We start from the raw sequence: 22,631 nt of genomic DNA on the forward strand, positions 1-22,631 counted from the left end.
CGGAGCGGCCGGGGCCGGGCCCCGGCTACGGCCTGGTGAAGGTGCAGTGGGTGACGCCGCTCGGACTGGTCACCGCCTCGGTGCGAAAGCGCCGCTCCAGCCCTTCGAGCCCGCCCCAGAGCGGCTCCCCCCGGCCGAGCAGCACCGGCACCACGACCACGTGCAGGTGGTCGATCAGATCGGCCTCCAGGAAGGCCCGGACGGTGCTCGGGCCGCCGCCGATCCGCACGTCCAGGCCGCCGGCCGCCTCCCGGGCCCGGCGCAGCGCCTCCTCGGGGGAGGCGTCGAGGAAGTGGAAGACCGTCCCGCCGTCCATCTCCAGGGAGGGGCGCGGGTAGTGGGTGAGCACGAAGACCGGCGTGTGGAACGGCGGGTTCGGCCCCCACCAGCCCCGCCAGTCCTCGTCCTGCCAGGGGCCGCGCTGCGGGCCGAACTTGTTGCGGCCCATGATCTCCGCGCCGATGCCGTCGCCCCAGGTGCGGGCCATCGCGTCGTCCACGCCGGTGTCGCCGCCCTCCTTGCCGTTCATCCGCCGGAACGTCCGGGTGTCGAAGAACCAGCGGTGCAGCCGGTCGGCGGCGTGGCCGAACGGCGCGTCGAGGCTCTGGCCCTCGCCCGTGCCGTAGCCGTCCAGGGAGATCGAGAAGTTGTGGACCCGGACCAGGGACATCGGTTCCTCCGCCGCTCTGCGCGCCTCACGCGTGTGTCAGGTGCGGACCGCCCGCACCCCGCGCCTGGGCCAAACTAGCCTGGAGCCACCGAACCCCGACGTTCCGTCACCGTCCTCGGGCGTGGCGGGTGCGGCGGATGGGGAGCGCGTGGAGGAAGGGGAGGGGAGCGGGGGAGAAGCGGTGCAGCCGTCACGCTATTGTCGTGCCTTCTTCATCCTGAGCACGCCCGGGCGGGCGATGCTTCGTCAGGCTGCCCGGGAGCAGGGCGGCCGGCATCCCATGACTTGGGGGGACCGTTCCGATGACCGTACGCCGCACCCTGACCGGATTCCTGGCCGCCGGCCTGATGGCCGCCGCGGCGGCCCTGATCCCGACCGCCCCTGCCGACGCCACCACGGGCGGGTCGGGCGACCTGCCGTTCGGCTCCGCGACCACCGTCGGCCTGCACAACACCTACGACCCGGCCGCGTTCCCGTACCTCGCCCAGGGCCTGGACACCGGCACCGGCATGATCGAGCTGGACCTCTGGCCGAACGTCTTCACCAAGACGTGGCAGGTCAGCCACTCCAACCCGTTCGGCAACTCCAACAACTGCACCGCGGCGAGCACCCCCGCGCAGCTGTACGCGGGCGGCACCGACCAGAACCTGGAGAGCTGCCTGGACGACGTCCGGGTCTGGCTCGGGGCGCACCCGGGCGCCGGGCCGCTGGTGATCAAGCTGGAGCTCAAGCCGGGCTACTCGGCGAACCTCGGGATGGGCCCGGACCAGCTGGACGCGCTGATCGCCCAGCACCTCGGCTCCGCCGTGCTGCGCCCGGCCGACCTGCTGGCCAGGCCCGGCGGCGGCTCGTACGCGAGCGTCGACGAGGCGGTGCGGGCGGGCGCCTGGCCGAGCCGCTCGGCGCTGGCCGGGAAGGTGCTGCTGTACGCGATCCCGGGCACGGTCGAGCTCGGCAACCCCTTCGACACCCTGCACACCGACGTCGAGCAGGGCCGGCACCTGCGCGACCTGGCGGCGGCCGGCCGGATCGGCCAGGCGCAGGTGTTCCCCTCCGTGCTCGGCGCCGCCACCGGCGACCCGCGCGGCCAGTACACGGGAGCGGACGCCTCGATCCGGCCCTGGTTCGTGGTCTTCGACGGTGACGCCTCCACCTACGTCAGGACCGTCGACACCGCCTGGTACGACAACGCCCACTACCTGCTGGTGATGACGGACTCCCACCTGGTCGCGCCGGAGATCAGCGGCACGGACCCGACCGCGGACCAGGCCCGGGCCCGCACCGAGCAGCTGGCGAAGGCGCATGCGAGCATCGTCTCCAGCGACTGGCGCAGGCTCTCGGCGGTGCAGTCGCTGGTGCTGTCGCGCGGCTGAGGCCGGCCCGGCGGCTGACCGGGCCGAGGCCCTGACGGGTACGTCGAGTTGACCGGAGGTGAAGAGTTGGAACGGGGCTTCCGATGGCTCCCGGCCGCCGCCATCCTGGTTGTCATGACCCGAACTCTACGCGCGTGGAAGACCCGCGTCGCCGCCACCGCCGCCGTTGCCCTGGTCACCCTCGCGCCGATCGCCGTCGCGACCGAGGCGCAGGCCGCGGTGAGCGGCTCGGTGTGCCTGTCCGCCCTGCCCTCCCAGGCCGGCACCACCCTCGACCTGATCGCCTCCGGCGGTCCCTTCCCGTACAGCCAGGACGGCGTCGTCTTCCAGAACCGGGAGCGGGTGCTGCCCGCGCAGTCCTCCGGCTACTACCACGAGTACACCGTGGTCACCCCGGGCTCGCCGACCCGCGGCGCCCGTCGCATCGTCACCGGCAAGCAGTACCACGAGGACTACTACACCGCCGACCACTACGTGACCTTCCGCAAGATCAACTTCGGCTGCTGAACCGGCCACCGCCCCACCGTTTCACCGCTCCACCGCTCCACCGCTCACCGCTCCACCGGGCACCTCCGGGGCCCCGGCGCCGCACCCCGCGCCGGGGCCCCGGGCGCGTCCGATAGCGTCGGGGCGTCCGGCAACGACTCCTGGAGGTTCCCGTGCCGCAGATCCTGGTCGACCACTCGGCCGAACTCGACTTCGACCGGGCGGCGCTGGCCGCCGAGGTCCACCAGGCGATCACCGAGGTGATCGACACCACGGTGGCGGACTGCAAGACGCTCTTCCGCCCCGCCGGCCGGCACCACGTCGGCGACGGGACGAGCGGCGAGGCCGTCGTGCTGGTCGAGGTGAAGATCCTGGCCGGCCGCAGCACCGAGCAGCGCGCCGAACTGACCGCCCGGGTGCTCGCCGCCCTGCGCGCCCGGATCGACCGGCCCGCCGCGATCGGCGTCCAGGTCACCGAACTCGACCGGGACACCTACCGGTTCGTCCACCACCCCGGCCACTGAGCCCTGGCCGCTGAGTCCCGGACTCCGAGCCGTGAACTCCGATTCCCGGACTCCGAGCCGTGAACTCCGAGCCCTGCCACCGGGTCCCCGGCCGCCGGGCCGGGCCGGGCCCGGGGAACGGCGACGGCGCCGGGCCCGTGAGCCCGGCGCCGCCGGTGGAGCAGGCCCGTGGTCAGTCCGTCGGGCAGTGGATGCCCGCGGCCGGGACGGTGCCGTCCAGCAGGAACGCGTCCACCGAGGCGCGGACGCACTTGCTCGCGCCGTAGCCGGTGTGGCCCTCGCCGTCGCGGCTGATCAGGACGGCGTTGCCGAGTTCGGCGGTGAGCTTCTCGGCCCAGGCGTACGGGGTGGCCGGGTCGCCGGTGGTGCCGACGACCACGATCGGGGCGGTGGCGGCCGACTTGATCACGTGCGGCTTCTCGGTCGCGCGGAACGGCCAGATCCGGCAGTCCGGGTCGAACAGCGAGGCCATCGGGTCGTGCTTGCCGACCAGCGGGGCCTTGGCGGCGAGGTCGGTCAGCGCGGCCTGCAGCTGCTCACCGGCCGGGGCGTCGGTGGCGCCGTCGGCGCAGTGGATGGCGGTGTAGGCGTCCGCCGACGGACCGTAACGGCCTTCTTCGTCACGGCCGTTGTAGCCGTCGGCGAGGTCGAGCAGGTAGTCGGCCTTGCCGCGCACCATCGCCCAGCCGATGGAGTTGCGCAGGCCGGTCCAGGCCTTCTCGCCGCCGTAGAGCCGGCTGAGCACGCCGGTCCAGGCCGCGCTGGAGGTCAGGGTGCGGCCCTTCTCCGTCCTGAGCGGCTTCTCCTTGAGCCCGTCGAGGAAGGCGGCGAGCTTCTGCGGGGCCTGGTCGGCGTCCTTGCCGAGCGGGCAGGCGTCCTTGGTGACGCAGTCCGCGGCGAAGGCCTTCAGCGCCCGCTCGAAGCCGGCCGACTGCTCGATGTTGTGCTGGATCAGCGAGGTGGAGGCCGAGGTGGCGCCGTCCAGGACGAGCCGGCCGACCCGGTCGGGGAACTCCTCGGCGTAGAGCGAGCCGAGGTAGGTGCCGTAGGACATGCCGAGGTAGCTGAGCTTCTGGTCGCCGAGGGCGGCGCGCAGCACGTCCATGTCCCGGGCGGTGTTGCGGGTTCCGACGAAGGGCAGGACCTGTGCGTACTTGGCCTGGCAGGCGTCGGCGAGCTGCTTGCCGTGGTCGTCGCCCGCCTGGTCGGTGTTCAGCCAGGCGTCCCGGGCCCGGTCGTCCAGGCAGTTGAGCGGGCTGGTGCCGCCGGTGCCGCGCGGGTCGAAGCCGACGATGTCGTAGCGGTCGTGCAGCGGGCCGTCGAGGCCCTTCGGGTCGTAGGTGACCATCTGGACGCCGGAGCCGCCCGGGCCGCCGGGGTTGATCAGCAGTGAGCCGATCCGCTGGTCGGGCCTGGTGGCCGGGTTGCGGACCACGGCGACGTCCAGGGTGCCGGCGGCCGGGGCGGTGTAGTCGAGCGGGACCTTGAGGGCGGCGCACTGGAGCGCCGAGACGTCCTCCTTGTTCTGCGGGTCCTTTGCGCAGGGGCCCCAGGCGAGCTGCTGGCCGTAGAAGGCCTTGAGCGCCGGGTCGGCGGCACCGGTGGGCTTGACGGTCGGGGTGGGCGTCGGGGTGGCCGTCGGCGTCGCGCCGGCGGGGGCCGTGGTGGTCGCGGGCGCGGCGGCCGTGCCGCTCCCGCCGGTGCAGCCGGCCAGCAGGGTGGCGGTGGCGACGGCTGCGACGGCGGCGGGCAGGACGCGCCGCGGATTCCGAGTGATCATGAAATGCACGGCACAGGAATATCACCTGCCTGTCACATCGGTCACATGGGATTCTCGGAGTTCCCCGCGGCGCCGCTCGCCGCGACGGTCGGGGGTGATGCCGTCCGCCGGGCGCGAGGGGTGATTCCGCGGGGCGCCGAACGATGCCATGCTGAGGTCATGACAGAAAGCAGTGCGGTGGCCCCGCTCCGTGAGCAGGCGGAAGCCGGCGGGCGGCGGCGGGAGTTGGCCGCGGCGACGGTCGGATCGGTGGTCGAGTCCTTCGACTGGAGCATCTACGCCGTCCTCGCGCCCTACTTCGCGGCGGACCTCTTCGGGCACGGCAAGCACGGCGTCAGCGGCGTGCTCGGCGCGTACGTCACCTTCGCGGTGGGCTTCGTCGCCCGGCCGGTCGGCTCCTACCTGATCGGGCGGCTCAGCGACACCAGGGGACGGCGCTTCGCGCTGAGCCTCGGCATGGCGGTGATCGCCGCCGCCAGCCTGGGCATCGCCGTCATCCCCGGCCAGCAGGCCATCGGGGTCTGGGCGGCACTGCTGGCCGTGCTCGCCCGGGTGGTGCAGGGGCTCGCCTTCGGCGGGGAGGCGCCGAGCGTGGCCGCGTACGTGACCGAGACCGCCCCGCCCCGGCACCGCTTCGCGTTCAGCTCGATCTCCTACGGCGGAATCGTCCTCGGCTCGCTGCTCTCCTTCGGGGTGCTCACCGTGCTGATCCACACCATCGGCAAGTCCGGCCTGGAGAACGGTGGTTGGCGCCTGGGCTTCGCGGTCGCCGCACTGCTCGGGCTGGCCGCCGTCTGGGTGCGGCGGTGGGCGCCGGAGAGCGCGGAGTTCCGCCGCACCCGGGAGCGCGCGCGGCGCACCGTCCGCCCGCCGTTCCTGCGGACGCTGAGCGAGCACCGCTGGGCGGTGCTCACCGTCTTCCTCAACACCCTCGGGGGGACGGTCGGTTACTACTTCGCGCTGGCGTACCTGCCGCAGTACGCCGCCGCCTACCACGTGGTCGGGAAGGAGGAGGCGGCCTCCTTCATGACGGTGGTGCTCGTCGTGGTGCTGGCCACCATGCTGCTCACCGGCGTCGCCGCCGACCGCTTCGGCCTGCTGCCGGTCGCCCGGATCGGCTTCGGCCTGCCGATCCCGATGGTCGGCATCCTGCTCGCCGGGCTGCGCCAGGGCTGGCTGCCGTTCCAGGTCGTCGCCGTGCTGCTGGGAATGCTGGTGGCCACGGTGCTCGGCACGCTCAACGTCTTCACCGGGCTGCTGTTCCCGACCGAGGTGCGGGCGGTCGGCCTCGGCGTGGTCAACGCGACCACCATCGCCGCGTTCGGCGGCACCTTCCCGCTGCTCGCCGAGTGGCTGAACGGCCGTCATCTGCTGGGCCTGATCCCCGGATACGTCACCGTCTGCACGGCCGGTCCGGCCCTCGCGCTGCTGACGGCGATGAAGGTGCCGTCCTTCGCCGCGGCCGTCCGGGGCGCGGAAGCCTCGGTTCAGCGGACACCGGGAACCGCCTGACGGACAGTCATTCCCTGTGGTTGAGTGGTCCGGACCATTGCTGATCGGGGAGGGCGGAGCATGGGTACCGACGCTTCGGGTACGGACATGCCGGACACTGCCGGACGGGACGGCGGCGCATCGGACACCGGTCCGGGTGCCGGTGGTCCGGACGACTGGGGTTCGGACGACTGGGGGTCCTACGACCGCCCGCCGGGGACCGGCCTGTCGGAGAGCTGGCTGACCGAGCCCGGGTTCGACGAGCCGCCGCAGGTGGACCTGCGCACCGACCGGGCGCACTCGGCCCGGGTCTACGACTACCTGCTGGGCGGCAAGACCAACTTCCCCGCGGACCGCGAGGTCGGCGACCGCGTCCTGGCCGACCTGCCCGGCGTGCGCGCGGACGCCACCGCCGCCCGTGCCGTGATGCACCGGATGGTGCGCCGGCTCGCCGAGGTGCACGGCGTGCGCCAGTTCCTGGACGTCGGCACCGGCATTCCCACCGCGCCCAACCTGCACGAGATCGTGCAGTCCGTCGACCCGGCCTGCCGCGTGGTCTACGTCGACAACGACCCGATCGTGCTCGCCCACTCGCGCGCCCTGCTCACCAGCACCCCCGAGGGCCGCACCGCCTACGTCCAGGGCGACCTGCGCGAACCGGAGCGGTTCCTCGCCGACCCGGCGGTGGCCGGCACCCTGGACCTCCGCGAGCCGGTCGCCCTGACGCTGATCAACATCGTCCACTTCCTCTCCGACGAGGCCGCGCACCCGCCCGTCCGCAAGATCCTGGACGCCCTGCCCGCCGGCAGCTTCCTCGCGCTGTCCGCGGGGACGGCCGACATCGCGCCGGAGCGCAGCGCGGCCGCCGCCCGCCGGTACGAGGACGCCGGGATCACGCTGCACTTCCGCTCGCGCGAGCGCGTCGAACTCTTCTTCGCCGGGCTGGAGTTGGACGATCCGGGGGTGGTCCTGATCAACCACTGGCACCCGGAGCTCGCCGAGGTCCCGGGCTCGGGCGGGGACACGGTCTCGGTGTACGGGGGAGTCGGCCGCAAGGCGTAGTCGGATCCTTCCTCGTCAAAACGATCGTCTTTACGTGCTCATGTCATTAAAGTGACTGCCCGTCGAACCCCCCACTCGGCAGGCGGAGATTTCATGACCATTGCACGCAGGTCCATCCTCAAGGGCACCTCGGCGGCCGGAGCCGCCCTCGTGGCGGCAGGGACGGCGGCCGCGCAACCCGCGGCCGCCCAGCCGGCCGACGACGCGCCCGCCGGTCCGCTCCTGCAGACCACCCCGCACCGCGCCGGAACGGCCTCGGTGACCGGACTGCACCTGCAGTTCGGCACCGACGCCAGTACGGAGATGACCGTCTCCTGGCTCACCCCGCAGTCCGTGCGCCGACCACAGGTGCGGTACGGCTCACCGGACGGCGGCCTCGGCCGGGTTGTCCAGGCCGAGACCCGCACCTACCGGGACTCGATCGACAAGGCCGAGGTGTACGTCCACCACGCGCGGCTCACCGGCCTGCGCCCGGGCACCACCTACCTCTACAGCGCCGGCCACGACGGTGCCAACGCCGAGACCGGCACCTTCACCACCGCCCCGCGCGGCCGAACCCCCTTCACCTTCACGAGCTTCGGGGACCAGGCCGCGCCCAACCTCCGCCGCCGGATCACCTTCCCCGACGGCATGCCCTCCCCGCTCGGCAAGTACCCCGTGTTCATGAGCAGCCAGGTCGGCACCGCGGCCTCCGCCGACATCGTCGCCGCCGTCGAACGCGTCGGGCCGCTGTTCAACCTCATCAACGGCGACCTCTGCTACTCCTCCTACGCCGGCCGCCACGGCCAGAGCCGCACCGCGACCTGGGCCGACTGGTTCATCAGCAACAGCCGCTCCACCCGGCTGCGGCCCTGGATGCCCTGCGTCGGCAACCACGAGAACGAGGGCGGCAACGGCCCGATCGGCGCGACCGGCTACCAGGCCTACTTCACCCTCCCCGACTCCTCGGCCTCCTCCGACGAGGAGACCCGGGGCATGTGGTACGCCTTCACCGTCGGCTCGGTGCGCTTCATCAGCCTCGCCAACGACGACGAGGCCATCCAGAACTCCGGCGACGTCTACCTGCGCGGCTACTCCGGAGGCGCCCAACGGTGCTGGCTGGAGCGGGAGTTGCGAGCGGCCCGGAGCAGCCGGGCGATCGACTGGATCGTGGTCTGCATGCACCACCCGATGATCTCCAGCTCGATGCACGGCTCCGGCAGCGACCTCGGCCTCCGCGAGACCTGGGGCCCGCTGTTCGACGCCTACGGGGTCGACCTGGTGGTGTGCGGCCACGAGCACTACTACGAGCGCTCCCACCCCGTCCGCGGCACCCTGCCCAACGACACCCGTACCCCGGTGCCGACCGACACCCGCACCGACCTGGTCGACACCGGGCGGGGCACCGTCCACATGATCATCGGGGCCGGCGGCAACGCCGCCACCACGCAGGACGACCTCTTCGAGAAGCCCAAGGGCCGGGTGGTCGTCGGGCTGGAGGACCCGAAGCCGGGCGCGCCGTACCGGGAGTCGGTCTGGGTCACCGAGGACGCGCCCTGGGCCGCCGTCCAGGACCGCACCCACGCCCACGGCTTCGCGGCCTTCGAGGTCGACCCGGGCGACCGGCGCGGTGGCACGACCACCATGAAGGTCATCTACTACACCTTCGACGGACCGCACGGGGACCTCACCCCGGTGGACACCTTCACCCTGTACCGGCGCCGGACCGACGGGCGCGACGGCTGACGGCCGGGCCGCCCGGCACACGGCCGACCGGCTCAGGTCAGCCGTGCACCGGGCGGCCCGGGGCGGACAAGGGCGGCCCGGGGCGGCTCAGCGCCGGAACAGACCGGTGAGCACGTCCCACCAGCCGCGGCGCTGCGCCGGGACCGTCGGGCCCGGCGGCCCGGCCGTCCCGGCGCGCTCGGCGTTCCGGGGGCCCGGGAGGGCCTGCTCCGCCGCCGAGCCGCCCTGCTCCGCCGGCTGGGCCCCGGCCTTCGCCTGCTCCGCCTCCGCCTCCTCGGCCTCCGCCACCGAGAGCGGGTCCGGCTCGATGTCGCGGGCGGTGAACTCCACCGGCAGCGCCGTCAGATGACGGGAGATCCAGGCCGAACTCCAGGTCAGCTCCTCCTCGGGCACCGCGAGCCGGACGTCCGGCAGCAGGGTGAGCAGGATGTCGATCCCGGCCTCGGCGACGTGCCGCCCGATGTCCTGGCCGGGGCACTCGTGCGGACCGGCGCCGAAGGACAGATGGGAGCGGTTGCCGTACAGCGGGGCCGCCAGGTCGGGCCGGACCACCGGGTCGACGTTGCCCGCCGCCAGCCCGAGCAGCAGCAGGTCCCCGGCACCGATCCGCTGACCGCCCAGCTCGGTGTCGGCGGTCGCCCAGCGGCCGGCCACCAGGGACATCGGCGGGGAGTCCCAGAGGACCTGGTCGAGCGCCTCGCCCAGGGTCATCTGGCCGCCCGAGAGGTGGGCGCGGAACCGCGGGTCGGTGAGCACCATCTTCAACGAGTCGGCGATCAGGTTGACGGTGGTCTCGTTCGCGGCCAGCAGCACCACCCGCAGGTGCTCCATCACCTCGTCCTCGGTCAGCCCGGCCGGGTGCGCCAGCAGGCGGCTGGTCAGGTCGTCACCGGGGCTGTCGCGCTTGATGGCGATGGTCCGGCGCAGACCGGCGACCACGTACTCGTTGCTGGCGATCGCCGTCTCGGTGCCCTTCACCAGGTCCCGGGCGGCGGTCACCAGCTGCGGCCCGTACTCGTCCGGCATGCCGAGCAGCTTGGTCATCACCAGCATCGGCAGGTGCTCGGCGAACTGGGAGATCAGTTCGGCCCGGCCGGTCGGCCCGACCACCTGGACCAGGTCGGTGGTGAAGCGGCGGACGTGACGGCGGATGCCGCGCCGGTCGAAGCCGTTCAGGCCGTCCAGCAGCGCGCCGCGCAGCCGGCGGTGCTCGTCGCCGTCCGCGAACACGCAGATCGGCTGCCAGGCGACCACCGGCAGCAGCGGCGAGTCCGGCGGGACCTCGTTGTTGCGGAACGCGCTCCACAGGCGCGAGTCCCGGGAGAACAGCGAGGGCGTGCGCATCGCGGCGATGTTGGCGCCGTGGCCGAGCACCAGCCAGGCCCGGTGCTCGCCGTGCAGCAGCACCGGGGCCACCTCGCCGTACTCGGCGCGCAGCTTCTCGTACAGGCCCGCCGGGTCGGCCTCGGCCTCCGGCCCGTACAGGCGGCGCAGGCCGCCGGGGCCGGTCGGGGCGATGCCGCCGCCCGCGTGGGCCGGGCAGCCGGGCGGCGGGGCGGCGGGCGAGGCGGGGCCGGCGGGGAAGGCGGGTTCGGGGAACGGGGTGGTCACGGGGGTCTCCGGTCGCGGGTGGGTTCGGTGACGGGCGGTCGGTCGGGGTGGTACGGACGGACCGTCGGCTCAGCCGCCGGACGGGGCGGCCAGCTCGTACAGGTAGTGCATCAGGGTCATCAGGGTGTCCCGGCTGGACTCCCGGCTGCGCGCGTCGCACGCGACGATCGGCACCTCGGACGGCAGGTCCAGCGCGTCCCGCACCTCGTCGAGCGGGACGGGCGGCGCCTCCGGGAAGCCGTTGACGGCCACCACGAAGGGCACGCCGCGCTCCTCCAGGCGCCCGATCACCTCGAAGCTGACCTCCAGCCGGCGGGTGTCCACCAGAACCACCGCGCCCAGGGCGCCCTCGAACAGGCCGTTCCAGAGGAACCAGAACCGCTCCTGGCCGGGGGTGCCGAAGACGTAGAGCACGAGCCGGTCGCTGATGCTGATCCGGCCGAAGTCCATGGCCACGGTGGTGGAGGTCTTCTGCTCGACCCCGGTCGGGTCGTCCACCCCGACCCCGGCCTGGGTCATGGTCTCCTCGGTCGTCAGCGGGCGGATCTCGCTGACCGCGCCGACCAGCGTCGTCTTGCCGACGCCGAAGCCGCCGACCACCACCACCTTGACCGCCGTGGTGACGGTGTCCGGCAGCAGGTCCGGACCGGCCGGCCCGACCACCGTGTCAGAGCCGCTGAAGTCCATGGATCACCGCCTCCAACAGGGCACGGTCGGGAAGCTCCGCCGCGGGCACGGCGGAACTGCGGGCCTCGATCAGCCCGTCGTCGAGCAGGTCCGCCAGCAGGACGATGACCACGCTGACGGGCAGCTCCAGGTAGGCGGAGACCTCCGCCACCGAGAGCGGGGAGCGGCACAGCCGCAGGATGGCGGCCTGCTCCGGCTGGTGGGCGGGGGCCGGCTCCGCACGGGAGACGATCAGGGTGACCAGGTCGAAGACCCCCGGTCCGGAGGGGCCGCTGCGGCCCCGGGTGATGACGTACAGCCGGTCGGGCTCGGGGCCGTCCCAGCCACCCTTCTCGGCCGTCATGCCACCGCCTCGCTGTGCTCGTTCATGTGCCCGTCCCGCCGTCGCAGCCCACCGCGGCAGGCCGGGCCGGGTGCCGGTTCACGCGACCGCCTCGGGATTGCGCGGCGGGGTCGACAGGTGCTCGCCGATCCGGGCGACCAGGTCGCGCATCTGGTGGCTCACCAGCCCGGCGTCCACGCCCTCGTCGGCGAGCACCGCGAGATAGGCGCGGTCACCGGCCGCCATCAGGTAGAAGTAGCCGCCGTCCACCTCGATCACCACCAGCCGCATCGAGCCGTCGCCGTGCGGGAACTCGTGGCCGATCGCGCCGGCCAGGCTCTGCAGCCCGGCGCAGGCGGCGGCGAGGCGGTCGGCGGTGTCCGGGTCGGTGCCGTACTGGGCGATCCGCAGGCCGTCGGCGGACAGCACGATGACGTGGCGCACGCACGGGACGCTGTCCGCGAGGTCGTTGAGGATCCAGTCCATGTTGTTGCGGTGCGGAATCACTGCTCGCCCTTCCCTGCCGTGTCTTCACTGGTGTGCGCGGCGCTGGTGTGTCCGGCACCCGCCTGTCCGGTACCCGTCCGTCCGGCACCCGCCGGGCCGGACGGGCCCGGCCCGGTGCCCTTGATGCCGTCCATGAACGCCTCCAGCCACAGGCCCGGCTGCTTCGGCTCCTTGGCGGGGCCCGCCGCCCGGGCCGGCGGCCCCGCCACCGGTCCGGCGGGCTGCGCGGTGGCGCGCGCGGCCCCGCCGAAGCCCCGCGGCATCATCGGGCGGCTCCGCCGGCGCTGCGGCAGGCCGTTGGGCGTCCACTCGGTCACGATCACCTCGTCGTCCCCGGCGCCCGGGCCGGAAGGCCCCCACGGGTTGGTCGAACCGTAGGACGGCCCGACGCCGGCCGAGGTCGTCCGGGTGCCCCAGGGACGGCCCGGGGCCGCGTGCCGGGGCGGGTTCGCCGGGAGCGGACGGGGGCCGGAGAAGGCGCCGATGCCGTGCGCCCGCCCGGTCGGCGGCGCGGTGGTGAGCAGCTCCTGCGGCACGACCAGCACCGCCCGCACACCGCCGTACGCGGAGCGGCGCAGCGAGATCTGGAAACCGTACGCCTGGCAGAGCCGGCCGACGATGGCGAAGCCCAGCCGGGGGGACTCGGTGAGGTCGTCGAAGTCCTTGGAGACCATCGCCTCGCGGATCGAGCGCTCGGCGCGGAACCGGGCCTCGTCGGTGAGGCCGAGGCCGCCGTCCTCGATCTCGATCGCCATGCCGCTCTGCACCTCGGAGGCGCTCAGGTGCACGTGGGTGTGCGGCGGCGAGTAGCGGGTGGCGTTGTCGAGCAGCTCGGAGACGGCGTGGATCAGCGGCTCGACGGCCGGTCCGGTGACGGAGATCTGCGCCACCGGGTGCAGGTCCACCCGCTGGTACTCCAGGATCCGGGACATGCCGCCGCGCAGCACACTGTAGAGCGCGATCGGCCGGGTCCACTGCCGGCCGGGGCGGGCGCCCGACAGGACCGCGATGCTGTCGGCCAGGCGGCCGGTCAGCGCGTTGCCGTGGTCCAGGCGCAGCAGGTCGTCGAAGACCGCCGGGTCGTTGCCGTGCCGGTCCTCCATCTCCCGCAGGTCCTTGGCCTGCCGGTGGATGATGGCCTGCACCCGGCGGGCGATGTTGACGAAGGCCCGCTCGGCCGAGTCGCGCCGGCTGACCTCGTCGTCGACGGCCTTGGCGACGGCCTCGGCGACGGCCACCAGGGAGCGGCGGAACCGCGGCGACACGGGGGCGTCGCTCTCCTCCAGCGGGCGGGTCAGGACGTCGAAGGAGTACCCGTAGCGGGCCCCGGCGACGATCCGGCGCATCTCGCCCCGGGCGAGCCGGTCCAGCTCGTCCTCCTGACCGGCCAGCCGGCGTTGGAACTCCTCCACCTGCCGGGCGTGCCGGTCGCGCGACTCACTCAGCGCCCGCCCGCGGCGTGCCGACTCGGCGGCCACCACGGCCACCAGCACGGTGCCCGTCGCCCCGCACCACAGCACCCCGGCCCGGGCCCCGTCGGACACCACCGCCGCGGCGACCGCCACGGCCACCGCCATCACGGCCGTCGGCAACAACCAGCCGAGCAGGGGCGCTTGGCGCCGTCTGGCGAGTGACGATCCAGCTCGAAGCATTCAGCATCCTCAAACGATCGGAACAGCAAAGGGGGACAGGCGGGGGATCGGCTCCGCAGGCGTGGTGGTGCAGCATAGCCAAGTTCAGGACATCCTGACCGAAAGTCAAAAATACCGTCCCGCAACCGACTTGTCGTATCCAGCCGGACAACACCGACATCTCGCACACCAGTCGCAACCCGGAGCGGCCACCGCCCTCCCACCAGGCTTCTCGCCCCGCCGCCCGCGCGCCGCCGACCCGCTCCGGATTCGCTCATGCGAAGGGTTTCCTCGCCAAGTCCCGCCACCTCGGACGGAGTTCGTGCTAAGAACGGCGAACCGGGTCAACCGGTCGGGTGGCAATCACCCGGAAGGGGATCCGCGGCCCGGCCTGGCGAGCCGCACCGCGACGCCCCGATTCCCGGGCCCGCGGCGAGCGACTTCTCGCAGGCCCTGTCTTCGAGCCCCGCCGCCTCTGTGTCCCGCGCTCGTGGACGCAGGACCCCGACCGGGCCTCGTGCGGCCGGCATCCCGGACGACCTGAGGTTCGTCACCGAACCCGCTCGGGCCGCCGACATGATCACCCAGGCGTGGGACGCCGGGGCCCTGGCCGCCCGGGTCACCCGTGACGAGGTCTACGGCGGCGACCCACATCTGAGCACCGAGCCGGAACAGCGTCGGATCGGCTATGTCTCGGCCGTCTCGCGCAAGCGGCCGATCGCCACCGGTGAACTCGCCTTCTGCCGCCGCTACTCGCCCCGCCCGGTCTCACTGGCCGCACTGTCTCCAGAGTTGGGCAGTCGCGCCACAAGCTGACTATGCTCTCAGAACTTATAGATGAGCAAGCATCAATTCTTCTGTGAAGCAAGATACTTGAGGGGATCATCTTGGAGACAGCTCGCGTTGCACTTGGCATCGCCGCGGCCGTGCTTGTCCCATGGGGGCTGGGATGGAATGGGCCGCCAAATGCTGCCGGCGGGCCCAAGCGGTATCCCCGGCTGGCCTTGGCGTTCTTCGTCGTCTACGCCTGCTACACCCTGGTCGGTGCGCCAAGGCGTCTCTGGCCCGTCGCGCTTGTCGGGGCGTGTCTCGTACTTGCCTCCGTTCTTCGATCGAGGCCGTGGCCTCCACGTGGCACAAACCTTCACCAGCGCCTGTCGGGTGTCACTGCCAGCATCGGACGCGCCGCTGCCACGCTTCTCGCACTGGGTCTACTGATCGGCATCTGGGCAGCCGGGCCGTGGTCGACGATGAGCGCACACCGCATCGTCCTTGACGACCGAGTCGCGGTGATCTCTTCATGTCTTCTTCTCACGGTCTTCTGCGGTGGAAAGGTAGCGCTGTGGGTGACACACCACGTCAAGGTGGAAGTCGAAGCGCTGAGCGACGCCAACCAGAGAACGCACGCGCTGGACTTCATGCATCGAGGGCTCGTTATCGGGTGGTTGGAACGAGGCGTACTGTTCGCGTTCCTGATTGCCGGACACTCTGAGGCAGCGGCCCTCGCCCTGGCGGCGAAGTCGCTGGCCCGGACTCCCGAGCTCGACAAGGGGGGCAAGTACGTGTCTGAGTTCTTCCTCCTCGGTACGCTGACGAGCGTCTCCACTGCACTCGCTATGGGTGTGGTCGCTCGCTTGGCGATGGGGCTGTCGCCGCTATAGGAGGTCCAGTGGACCTGAGCCAGCACCCGCTGGTGCAGAATCTCATGTCGCTGCACCTGCCAACCCGCGACTATGTGGTCGCGGGGAGTGGACCGCTGCTCGCACACGGCCTCAAGCAGGACGTTGGCGACCTGGACATCGTGGCCCGCGGTCGGGCATGGGAGATCATCACGGCGCTCGCACCCCCGGTTCCTGCACCTTCCGGCCATGGACGAATGGCTTTGCTGTTCGACGGCGCGATCGAAGCCTTCGACACGTGGCTTCCGGGGACGTGTGAGCGCGATGAACTGATCGAAGAAGCAGAACTGATCCACGGCATCCCGTTCTCACCCCTTCGTCGCGTTCTCCGTTGGAAGCAGCTCTACGACCGCAGCAAGGACCGCGATGACGTCGTACGGATCCGCAAGTATCTGGCAGTCTCGGGCGAGCCGCTGCATTGATCCGTGTCAGTTTCCGTATCAGTCGGCCCTGTTGCCGGTGTCTGCGGCCGTTCACAGCGCCAGGCGTTCGACGGTGTTTCGCTCTTTACGGAGGTCGGGGTGGTGGCTGATGGGCCGGCCGCCCTTCACCGGCGCGGTGCTCGCCACCTTCGTCCGCTCGGGCGGCGGCGCGGGCTCCGGCTCCCTGGTGCGGACGGCTCCGCTCCTGAGGTGGAGTGCGGTGGCCAGTGCCCTGCTGGCGCTGCCCCAGTTCGTGCTCGCGCTCCGGCCGCTGTGACGGCGGGCCGCTGACGGGCCCCGGCCGCATCGCCACGGCCGGGGCCGGTCGCGCGGTCGGAGGCAACAGATGTTGCGCTGCAGGGCAATGATGGTTGACGGCCTCCGGCTCGGGTCCGTACAGTGCCGGGCCATGGAGACGGGCGATCTTGGTCGGCGGGTGGCGGAGGACGTGGCCGGTGGCGGTGGGGTGGAAGGGCTGCGGCGGCTGTCGGGGGTGATCGAGGCGCTGGAGGAGCGGCGGACGGAGCTGGTGGAGGAGCTGCGGCGCGGGCGGGAGGCGACCTGGGAGGAGATCGGGCGGGCCTGCGGGATGACGCGGCAGGGTGCGACCAGGCGGTGGGCCGGACGGCTGCGGGCGCGGTCGTTCGGGGTGGCGGTGGACGCGTACCAGCACGGTCGGCCGGGCTATCCGCGGGCGCTGATCGGCTCGGCGGTGCCCCGGGAGGCCCGCCGGGTGCTCGATCTGGGCGCCGGGACGGGCAAGTTGACCGGTCTGCTGGTCGACGCGGGCCTGGACGTGGTGGCGGTCGAGCCCGACGAGGGGATGCGGGCGCGGCTGGCCGCGACGGTGCCGAAGGCGGCCGTCCGGGCGGGCTCGGCCGAGCACATCCCGCTGCCGGACGGCAGCGTCGACGCCGTGGTGGTGGCGCAGGCCTGGCACTGGTTCGACCCGGCGGTCGCGGTGCCGGAGATCGCCCGGGTGCTCGCCCCCGGCGGCACGCTCGCGCTGGTGTGGAACGTCCGGGACGAGTCCGAACCCTGGGCGGCCGCCCTGGGCGTGCTGATGCACCGCGCGGCGCCGCCGCGGATCGACACCAGGCCGGTCCTCCCGGCGCCGTTCGGTGCGTCCGAGCGGCTGGAGATCGGCTGGGAGCACGTCACCACCCGGGCCGGGATCGTCGACATGGTCGCCTCGCGCAGCTATGTGATCGCGCTGCCGGAGGACCAGCGGGAGCGCCTGCTGGCCGACGTCGAGCAGTTGCTGGCCACCCACCCGGACCTGGCCGGCCGCGAGGAGATCGCCCTGCCGTACGTGACGAGGTGCACCCGTGTCCGTCTCGGCTGAGCACGGTCGGCGTGCCGTGGTGCTGCGCCGGCTGGGCGTCGCGGACGCCGAACCGTACCGGGCCTTCCGGCTGGCGGCGCTGCGCGGGACGCCGAGCGCCTTCACCTCCAGCCACGCCGAGGAGGCCGGCAGGCCGTTGTCGGAGACGCTGCAGCGGCTGGCCGGGGCCGAGGCCGGGCCGGACGCGCTGATCGGCGCCTTCGACGGCGCCGGCACGCTGGTCGGCACCGCCGGGCTGAAGGTGTCGCAGCGCGGTCAGGAGCGGCACAAGGGCACGCTGTACGGCATGGCGGTGGCCCGCAGCGCCGCCGGGCGGGGGATCGGCCGCGCCCTGGTGCGGGAGGTGCTGCGCACAGCGGAGCGGGACGGGCGGCTGCGGCAGGTGCTGCTGACCGTCTCGGAGGGCAACGAGCCTGCCCTGCGGCTCTACACCGCCTGCGGCTTCGAGGTGTGGGGGCGCGAGCCGAGGGCCGTCCTGGTCGACGGGCGGGCGGTCGCGAAGCTGCACATGGTGCGCCTGCTGGACGGGGACCGGGCGGAGGCGGCCGGGCGCTGACAGGGGCGGCCGACAGCGGTCGGCTTGGAACGCTCGGCCGGCGAGGGTCGGGCTGCGACGGCCGGGTTGCGACGGTCCGTCGTCAACGGCTCGGCAGCGGCCCGCTGACAATTGTCACGGTGCGCCGGTGTGCGAACACACTGCCCCCGGGAACAGGTCCACGACCAGCATGGATGCCATGAACTCCACCGACCTGCAGCACCCCGACACCCGTCGGGCCTTCCGCACCGTCCGGCGACTCGTGCTCGCCTATCTCGGCCTCAGCGTCGTCACACTGGCCGCCGCCGTCGCCCTCCGTGACCACCACGCGATGGTCAACGCGCCGGTGCTCGTCCGCGGCACCATCGTCGTGGCCAGCGCCGCCCTCACCCTCCTGCTGACCGTCCGGGCCGCCAACGGCTCCCGGGGCGCGTTCCGGCGGCTGCGGATCCTCTCGGCCGTCATGCTGGTCGCCATCGCCACGATCATCGCCCTGCCGGGGACCTTCCCGGTGTGGATGAAGGTCGAGCAGGGCGTCTGCGGGCTCGCCCTGCTGGGTGTGGCCGCGGTGGTCAACGGACGGCACCTGCGTAGCCTGTTCGCCAGGCTCTGAGGAGGGGGGGAACGAGGGTGACCGGCCTCGACCGCGCAGGCATGGACCGTGCGGGCATGGACCGCACGGGCACGGATCGCGCGGGCATGGACCGCACGACCGCGGCCCCCGGCCCGGGGGCCGCACCGGGCCCCGTCCAGTACTGGGGCCACGGCTGGCGGCGCCCGCTGCTGGCCAGCGGGATGATGGTCTTCCCCGCACTCACCGCCGTCGCCGTCGGCGGCACCGTCTCCGGGGCGGCCGCGGTGGCCGGGTACGCCGTGGTCGTCGCGTTCTGCCTCTGCTACGCGCTGCTGGCCCTCGCCCTCGGACTGGGGCGGCGGCGCTGGATGGCGCTACTGCTGGGGGTGATGACGGCACTGTTCCTGGCCGCGCTGCCGTTCGCCCACGAGGACGCCTTCTTCCTCGCCACCGTGGTCGTCTCCGCAGTGGCGATCCAGTGGCGCGAGCACGCCGCCCGGGTGGTGGCGGCCGGCACGCTGGCCGCGCTGGTGGTGCCCTGGGCGGTGCGCCCCTGGCACACCGGTCCGGGCGGATTCCAGGCCCTGGCCCTGCTGTTCACCTCGCTCACCTGCGGTGCCTTCGCCGGGATCGCCGCCACCAACGACGCCCTGGTCGCCGCCCGGGCCGAGGTGGCGCGGCTCGCCTCGGAGGCCGAGCGCAACCGGATCGCCCGGGACCTGCACGATCTGCTGGGGCACTCGCTCACCGCGATCACCGTCAAGTCCCGCCTCGCCCAGCGGCTCGCGGGCAAGGACCTGGACCTGGCGGTGGCGGAGATGGCGGCGGTGGAGACGCTGTCCCGCCAGGCGCTGTCCGACGTCCGCGCCGCCGTCAGCGGATACCGCGAGGTGACGCTGGCCGGCGAGATCGCCCGCGGCCGTGAACTGCTGCGCGCCGCCGGGGTGGTGGCCGACCTGCCGACGGCGGCGGACGCGGTCGCGCCGGGGGAGCGTGAGCTGTTCGGCTGGGTGCTGCGCGAGGGGATCACCAACGTGGTCCGGCACGCCCGGGCCGAGCGCTGCTCGGTGCTGCTCACCGCCACCTCGGTGGAGATCCGCGACGACGGGGCCGCCGCCGCCCGGAGCGGACCGGGTGGACCGGGCGGTACGGACGGGACGGGCGATGCGCGCGGACCGGGCGGTACGGACGACGCCCGGGGCAACGGCGGTGCGGGCGACGGCAAGGGCCTGACCGGGCTGCGGGAACGCGTCGCCGCGGTGGGCGGTACGGTCGAGGCCGGCCCGCTCGACCCGCGCGGGTGGCGGCTGCTGGTCACCGTCCCGCCGGGCGGCCCGGGCCCCGCCGGACCCGAAACCGTCGGGCCGGACGCCGCCGGGCCGGACCCCGGCCGGCCCGACCCCGGCCACGAAGGGACGACATGACGATCCGCCCGATCCGCCTGCTGCTCGCCGAGGACCAGGAGCTGGTCCGCACCGCGCTGTGCACCCTGCTCGACCTGGAGGACGACTTCGCCGTGGTCGCCGCCGTCGGCCGCGGCGACCAGGTCGCGGAGGCGGCGCGGGAGAACCGGCCGGACGTGGCCCTGCTCGACATCGAGATGCCCGGACTGGACGGCCTGGCGGCCGCCGCCGTACTGGCCCAGCAGGCCCCGTGGTGCCGGGTCGTCATCCTCACCACCTTCGGCCGCGCCGGCTACCTGCGCCGGGCCATGGAGGCGGGCGCGCTCGGCTTCGTGGTCAAGGACGCCCCGGCGGAGGTGCTGGCCGACGCGATCCGCCGGGTCGCGGCGGGGGAGCGGGTGGTGGACCCGGAACTGGCCGCCGCCACCCTCGCGGCGGGCGCCTCCCCGCTCACCGCCCGGGAGCGCGACGTGCTGAACGCCTCCCGTTCGGGCGCGGGGGTGGCCGAGATCGCCGCCAAGCTCTACCTGTCCGAGGGGACGGTCCGCAACTACTCCTCGTCGGCCATCGCCAAGACCGGCACCCGCAACCGCAGCGAGGCCCTGCGGGTCGCCGACGAGCGTGGCTGGCTCTGACCGCTGTCCCGGCCGGCAGCGCCCGGCCGCCGGGCTCCGTCTCCCTCCTGCCGTCGGCGTGCGCCGGCCGCGACGGCACGGACGCGGCCGTGGTGCCGCCCACCCGGTGGAGGCGGGCGGTACGCGGGGCGTCCGGTCAGCGGGCGAACTTCGCGACGGCCGCCGGGGTGACGGGGGTGAAGAAGTTGACGAGGTTGCCGTCGGGGTCGCGGAACAGCAGCGAGCGGTTGCCCCAGGGCATCGTGGTGGGCTCGTTGACGAAGTCCGTGACGAACTCGGACAGGCTGCGGTGGACCCGGTCCACGTCGTCGACGAGGAACTCGGTGATCACGCTCTGATTGGCCGCCAGCCGGGCGGAGCCGGGGGCGAACAGCGGTACGGTGCGGACCCCGCCGATCGCGAGGGTCGCGCCCGCCGTCCGGAGTTCGGCGAAGTCCTCGGTGGCCCACTGCGCCCGGACCGCCAGGGCGCGTTCGTAGAAGTCGACCAGTCGGGCGACGTCGCCGGTGATGATGCGGATCGAAACGAAGTCCATGGGGTGTTCTCCTCGGTCATGCCAGAACGGGAAACGGATACGGAAACGGAAACGGAGGCGGAAACGGGAGCGGCCGCGGTCCAGCGGTCATCCGGTCATCCGGTCGTGCGTTCGGCAGACTAGGAGGAATAGTGGACAGAATCGGTCCCCTATTCGTCCTAGACTTTCGTCATGTCCCGACCCACCGGCCGCGTGCTGACCCTGCTCGAACTGCTGCAGTCGGGCGGCACCCGCACGGTGGCCGAGCTCGCCGACCGGCTCGGTGTGGACGGCCGAACCGTGCGGCGCTACGTGGACCACCTGGTCGACCTCGACGTGCCCGTGGAGTCCGTACGCGGCAGGTACGGCGGCTACCGGCTCTCGCCCGGACACCGCCTGCCCCCGCTCATGCTCGGGGACGACGAGGCCCTGGCGGTGCTGCTCGGCCTGCTCACCGGCCCCAGGGCCGGACTGGCGACGGCCGAACGCACCGCGGGGGAGACCGCGGCGGCCAAGATCCGGCGGGTGCTGCCCCGGCACCTCGCCGGCCGGCTCGACACGCTCCTGGAGTCGCTCTCCTTCACGGACCGGCCGCTCGGGACCACGGACCGGCCCGGCGAGGCCGGCGCACCGGACACCGGGGTCCTGCTCACCCTCGCCGACGCGGTGCGCCATCGACGGCCGGTCGCGGTCCGGTACACCGACCGCCACGGCCGGCCCAGCGAGCGCACGCTGCATCCGTACGGGATCGTCGCCCACGCGGGCCGGTGGTACGTCACCGGTGCGGACGCGGGGATCGGCCAGGACCGGACCCTCCGGCTGGACCGGGTCACGGACGCGAGGGCCCTGCCCGGCTCCTTCGAGGCACCGACCGGACCGGCCCCGGCCGAGCGTGTCGTGTCGGGCCTGGCCACGGCGGACTACCGGCACGAGGTGACGCTGCGGATCCGCGCGACGCCCGAGTGGATCCGCCGTCACCTCCCGGAGAGTGTCGCGATCCTGGTCGAACCCGAACCCGAACCCGAACCCGAACCCGAACCCGAACCCGAACCCGAACCCGAACCGCGGCCGGAGCCGGAGCCGGAGCCGCGGCCGGAGCCGAGCGTGGACCGGAGCTCCGAGCGCTGGCTGCGCGTCGAGCTCCGGGCGGAGCGACTCGACTGGCTGCCTCCGGTGCTCGCCGCGATCGACCGTCCCTTCGTGATCGAACGGCCCGAGGAGCTGCGAGGCCTCGTCACCGCCCTCGCCGACCGCCTCGCCGCGCACGCCCGCCGGACCTGACGGATTCGCACGACTCGTACGGTGGCGGGAGCGGTCGGACGGCGGCCGCGCACCGCCGCATCGCTGCCCTCCTGAAGCCCGGGGCCCGCTCCCCGTAGGCGAATTCGAGGGAGCGGGCCCCGGTGTTTCCTCAGGGTGCCGGGAGCGTAGCGCGGGGCACTGACAATGACGCAGATGCTCGGGTTCCGGCGGTCGTGGCTCGGGCCCGGCCGACGGGCGACCGGCCCCGGTCGACGGGCGACAGGCCCCGGCCGACGGGCGACAGGCCCGGTCGACGCGCGGCCGTCCGGACCCGGGGCGCACCGACGGCGGCGTCGCTCCCGTCACTGCCGTATTCCCCCTGGCGGCGTTGTCGGTCCCGGCTGCCAGGATCG

The 22,631-nt window shown here is 73.3% G+C and carries 24 protein-coding genes; 16 read left to right on the forward strand and 8 right to left on the reverse strand.

Translation table 11 applies throughout. The features are described from left to right. Positions 1–25 precede the first annotated feature (25 nt). On the reverse strand, positions 26–670 hold the full coding sequence (locus ACFVVA_RS33770) for a dihydrofolate reductase family protein (RefSeq protein ID WP_387694560.1): 645 nt from the start codon (positions 668–670) through the stop codon (positions 26–28). Positions 671–972: 302 nt separating this feature from the next. Here ACFVVA_RS33770 and ACFVVA_RS33775 point away from each other — a divergent pair, with 302 nt between their 5' ends. The 3 genes from ACFVVA_RS33775 (at position 973) to ACFVVA_RS33785 (ending at position 3,053) form a co-directional block, all read left to right on the forward strand. Next, positions 973–2,043 (forward strand): phosphatidylinositol-specific phospholipase C domain-containing protein, encoded by a 1,071-nt coding sequence (locus ACFVVA_RS33775; RefSeq protein WP_387694561.1) that lies wholly within the window; start codon positions 973–975, stop codon positions 2,041–2,043. 114 nt (positions 2,044–2,157) lie between these two features. Continuing rightward, positions 2,158–2,550, forward strand: a complete 393-nt coding sequence (locus tag ACFVVA_RS33780; RefSeq protein ID WP_359915598.1) for a ribonuclease — start codon at positions 2,158–2,160, stop codon at positions 2,548–2,550. A gap of 152 nt (positions 2,551–2,702) precedes the next feature. After that, positions 2,703–3,053: an isomerase gene (locus ACFVVA_RS33785; protein WP_359915600.1), complete on the forward strand. Its 351-nt coding sequence runs from the start codon at positions 2,703–2,705 to the stop codon at positions 3,051–3,053. Positions 3,054–3,225: 172 nt separating this feature from the next. Here the strand turns inward: ACFVVA_RS33785 and ACFVVA_RS33790 are convergent, their stop codons facing one another. After that, a complete protein-coding gene (locus tag ACFVVA_RS33790) occupies positions 3,226–4,833 on the reverse strand; it encodes an alpha/beta hydrolase (protein ID WP_387694562.1) in 1,608 nt (535 codons plus the stop codon). Positions 4,834–4,992: 159 nt separating this feature from the next. On the opposite strand from ACFVVA_RS33790, the gene ACFVVA_RS33795 reads away from it, so the two are divergent. The 3 genes from ACFVVA_RS33795 (at position 4,993) to ACFVVA_RS33805 (ending at position 9,111) form a co-directional block, all read left to right on the forward strand. After that, positions 4,993–6,345 (forward strand): MFS transporter, encoded by a 1,353-nt coding sequence (locus ACFVVA_RS33795; RefSeq protein ID WP_387694563.1) that lies wholly within the window; start codon positions 4,993–4,995, stop codon positions 6,343–6,345. Positions 6,346–6,405: 60 nt separating this feature from the next. Then, on the forward strand, positions 6,406–7,386 hold the full coding sequence (locus ACFVVA_RS33800; protein ID WP_387694564.1) for an SAM-dependent methyltransferase: 981 nt from the start codon (positions 6,406–6,408) through the stop codon (positions 7,384–7,386). A 93-nt stretch (positions 7,387–7,479) separates the two neighbouring features. Next, the gene (locus tag ACFVVA_RS33805; RefSeq protein WP_387694565.1) at positions 7,480–9,111 is read left to right on the forward strand and encodes a purple acid phosphatase family protein; all 1,632 of its coding nucleotides are present in this window, start codon (positions 7,480–7,482) and stop codon (positions 9,109–9,111) included. Between the two features lie 87 nt (positions 9,112–9,198). On the opposite strand, the gene ACFVVA_RS33810 is transcribed toward ACFVVA_RS33805, so the two are convergent. From ACFVVA_RS33810 to ACFVVA_RS33830, 5 genes are all read right to left on the reverse strand, one after another. Continuing rightward, entirely contained in the window at positions 9,199–10,722 is a 1,524-nt protein-coding gene (locus ACFVVA_RS33810; RefSeq protein ID WP_387694566.1) for a cytochrome P450, read from the reverse strand. Positions 10,723–10,791: 69 nt separating this feature from the next. Then, positions 10,792–11,409 (reverse strand): ATP/GTP-binding protein, encoded by a 618-nt coding sequence (locus ACFVVA_RS33815; protein WP_387694567.1) that lies wholly within the window; start codon positions 11,407–11,409, stop codon positions 10,792–10,794. Next, a complete protein-coding gene (locus tag ACFVVA_RS33820) occupies positions 11,390–11,752 on the reverse strand; it encodes a DUF742 domain-containing protein (RefSeq protein WP_387694568.1) in 363 nt (120 codons plus the stop codon). Before ACFVVA_RS33820 ends, ACFVVA_RS33815 begins: the two co-directional genes overlap by 20 nt. A gap of 78 nt (positions 11,753–11,830) precedes the next feature. Beyond that, a complete protein-coding gene (locus ACFVVA_RS33825; RefSeq protein WP_380551404.1) occupies positions 11,831–12,217 on the reverse strand; it encodes a roadblock/LC7 domain-containing protein in 387 nt (128 codons plus the stop codon). Positions 12,218–12,234: 17 nt separating this feature from the next. Continuing rightward, a complete protein-coding gene (locus tag ACFVVA_RS33830) occupies positions 12,235–13,890 on the reverse strand; it encodes a sensor histidine kinase (RefSeq protein ID WP_387694569.1) in 1,656 nt (551 codons plus the stop codon). Positions 13,891–14,145: 255 nt separating this feature from the next. Between ACFVVA_RS33830 and ACFVVA_RS33835 the strand changes: the two genes are divergently transcribed. From ACFVVA_RS33835 to ACFVVA_RS33875, 9 genes are all read left to right on the forward strand, one after another. Then, on the forward strand, positions 14,146–14,685 hold the full coding sequence (locus ACFVVA_RS33835) for a transposase (protein ID WP_387694570.1): 540 nt from the start codon (positions 14,146–14,148) through the stop codon (positions 14,683–14,685). A gap of 188 nt (positions 14,686–14,873) precedes the next feature. Further along, entirely contained in the window at positions 14,874–15,530 is a 657-nt protein-coding gene (locus tag ACFVVA_RS33840; RefSeq protein WP_387694571.1) for a hypothetical protein, read from the forward strand. 8 nt (positions 15,531–15,538) lie between these two features. Further along, the gene (locus ACFVVA_RS33845) at positions 15,539–15,970 is read left to right on the forward strand and encodes a hypothetical protein (protein ID WP_387694572.1); all 432 of its coding nucleotides are present in this window, start codon (positions 15,539–15,541) and stop codon (positions 15,968–15,970) included. Positions 15,971–16,079: 109 nt separating this feature from the next. Next, a complete protein-coding gene (locus ACFVVA_RS33850) occupies positions 16,080–16,247 on the forward strand; it encodes a hypothetical protein (RefSeq protein WP_387694573.1) in 168 nt (55 codons plus the stop codon). A gap of 132 nt (positions 16,248–16,379) precedes the next feature. After that, positions 16,380–17,315 carry a class I SAM-dependent methyltransferase gene (locus ACFVVA_RS33855; protein WP_387694574.1) on the forward strand — a complete coding sequence of 312 codons (936 nt, stop codon included), beginning with the start codon at positions 16,380–16,382 and terminating at the stop codon, positions 17,313–17,315. Further along, the gene (locus tag ACFVVA_RS33860) at positions 17,299–17,871 is read left to right on the forward strand and encodes a GNAT family N-acetyltransferase (protein WP_387694575.1); all 573 of its coding nucleotides are present in this window, start codon (positions 17,299–17,301) and stop codon (positions 17,869–17,871) included. The genes ACFVVA_RS33855 and ACFVVA_RS33860 overlap by 17 nt, the downstream gene beginning before the upstream one ends. 178 nt (positions 17,872–18,049) lie before the next feature. Continuing rightward, positions 18,050–18,463, forward strand: a complete 414-nt coding sequence (locus ACFVVA_RS33865) for a hypothetical protein (RefSeq protein ID WP_387694576.1) — start codon at positions 18,050–18,052, stop codon at positions 18,461–18,463. 86 nt (positions 18,464–18,549) lie between these two features. After that, complete coding sequence (locus tag ACFVVA_RS33870; protein ID WP_387694577.1) at positions 18,550–19,848, forward strand: sensor histidine kinase; 1,299 nt, start codon at positions 18,550–18,552, stop codon at positions 19,846–19,848. Continuing rightward, positions 19,845–20,462 carry a response regulator transcription factor gene (locus ACFVVA_RS33875; protein ID WP_359898366.1) on the forward strand — a complete coding sequence of 206 codons (618 nt, stop codon included), beginning with the start codon at positions 19,845–19,847 and terminating at the stop codon, positions 20,460–20,462. The genes ACFVVA_RS33870 and ACFVVA_RS33875 overlap by 4 nt, the downstream gene beginning before the upstream one ends. A gap of 136 nt (positions 20,463–20,598) precedes the next feature. Here the strand turns inward: ACFVVA_RS33875 and ACFVVA_RS33880 are convergent, their stop codons facing one another. Beyond that, the gene (locus ACFVVA_RS33880) at positions 20,599–20,997 is read right to left on the reverse strand and encodes a VOC family protein (RefSeq protein ID WP_387694578.1); all 399 of its coding nucleotides are present in this window, start codon (positions 20,995–20,997) and stop codon (positions 20,599–20,601) included. A gap of 171 nt (positions 20,998–21,168) precedes the next feature. On the opposite strand from ACFVVA_RS33880, the gene ACFVVA_RS33885 reads away from it, so the two are divergent. Next, the gene (locus tag ACFVVA_RS33885) at positions 21,169–22,257 is read left to right on the forward strand and encodes a helix-turn-helix transcriptional regulator (protein ID WP_387694579.1); all 1,089 of its coding nucleotides are present in this window, start codon (positions 21,169–21,171) and stop codon (positions 22,255–22,257) included. The last annotated feature ends 374 nt before the right edge of the window (positions 22,258–22,631 follow it).

The sequence above is a fragment of the Kitasatospora sp. NPDC058048 genome (genome assembly GCF_042885555.1).
Lineage (GTDB): Bacteria > Actinomycetota > Actinomycetes > Streptomycetales > Streptomycetaceae > Kitasatospora > Kitasatospora lactacystinica.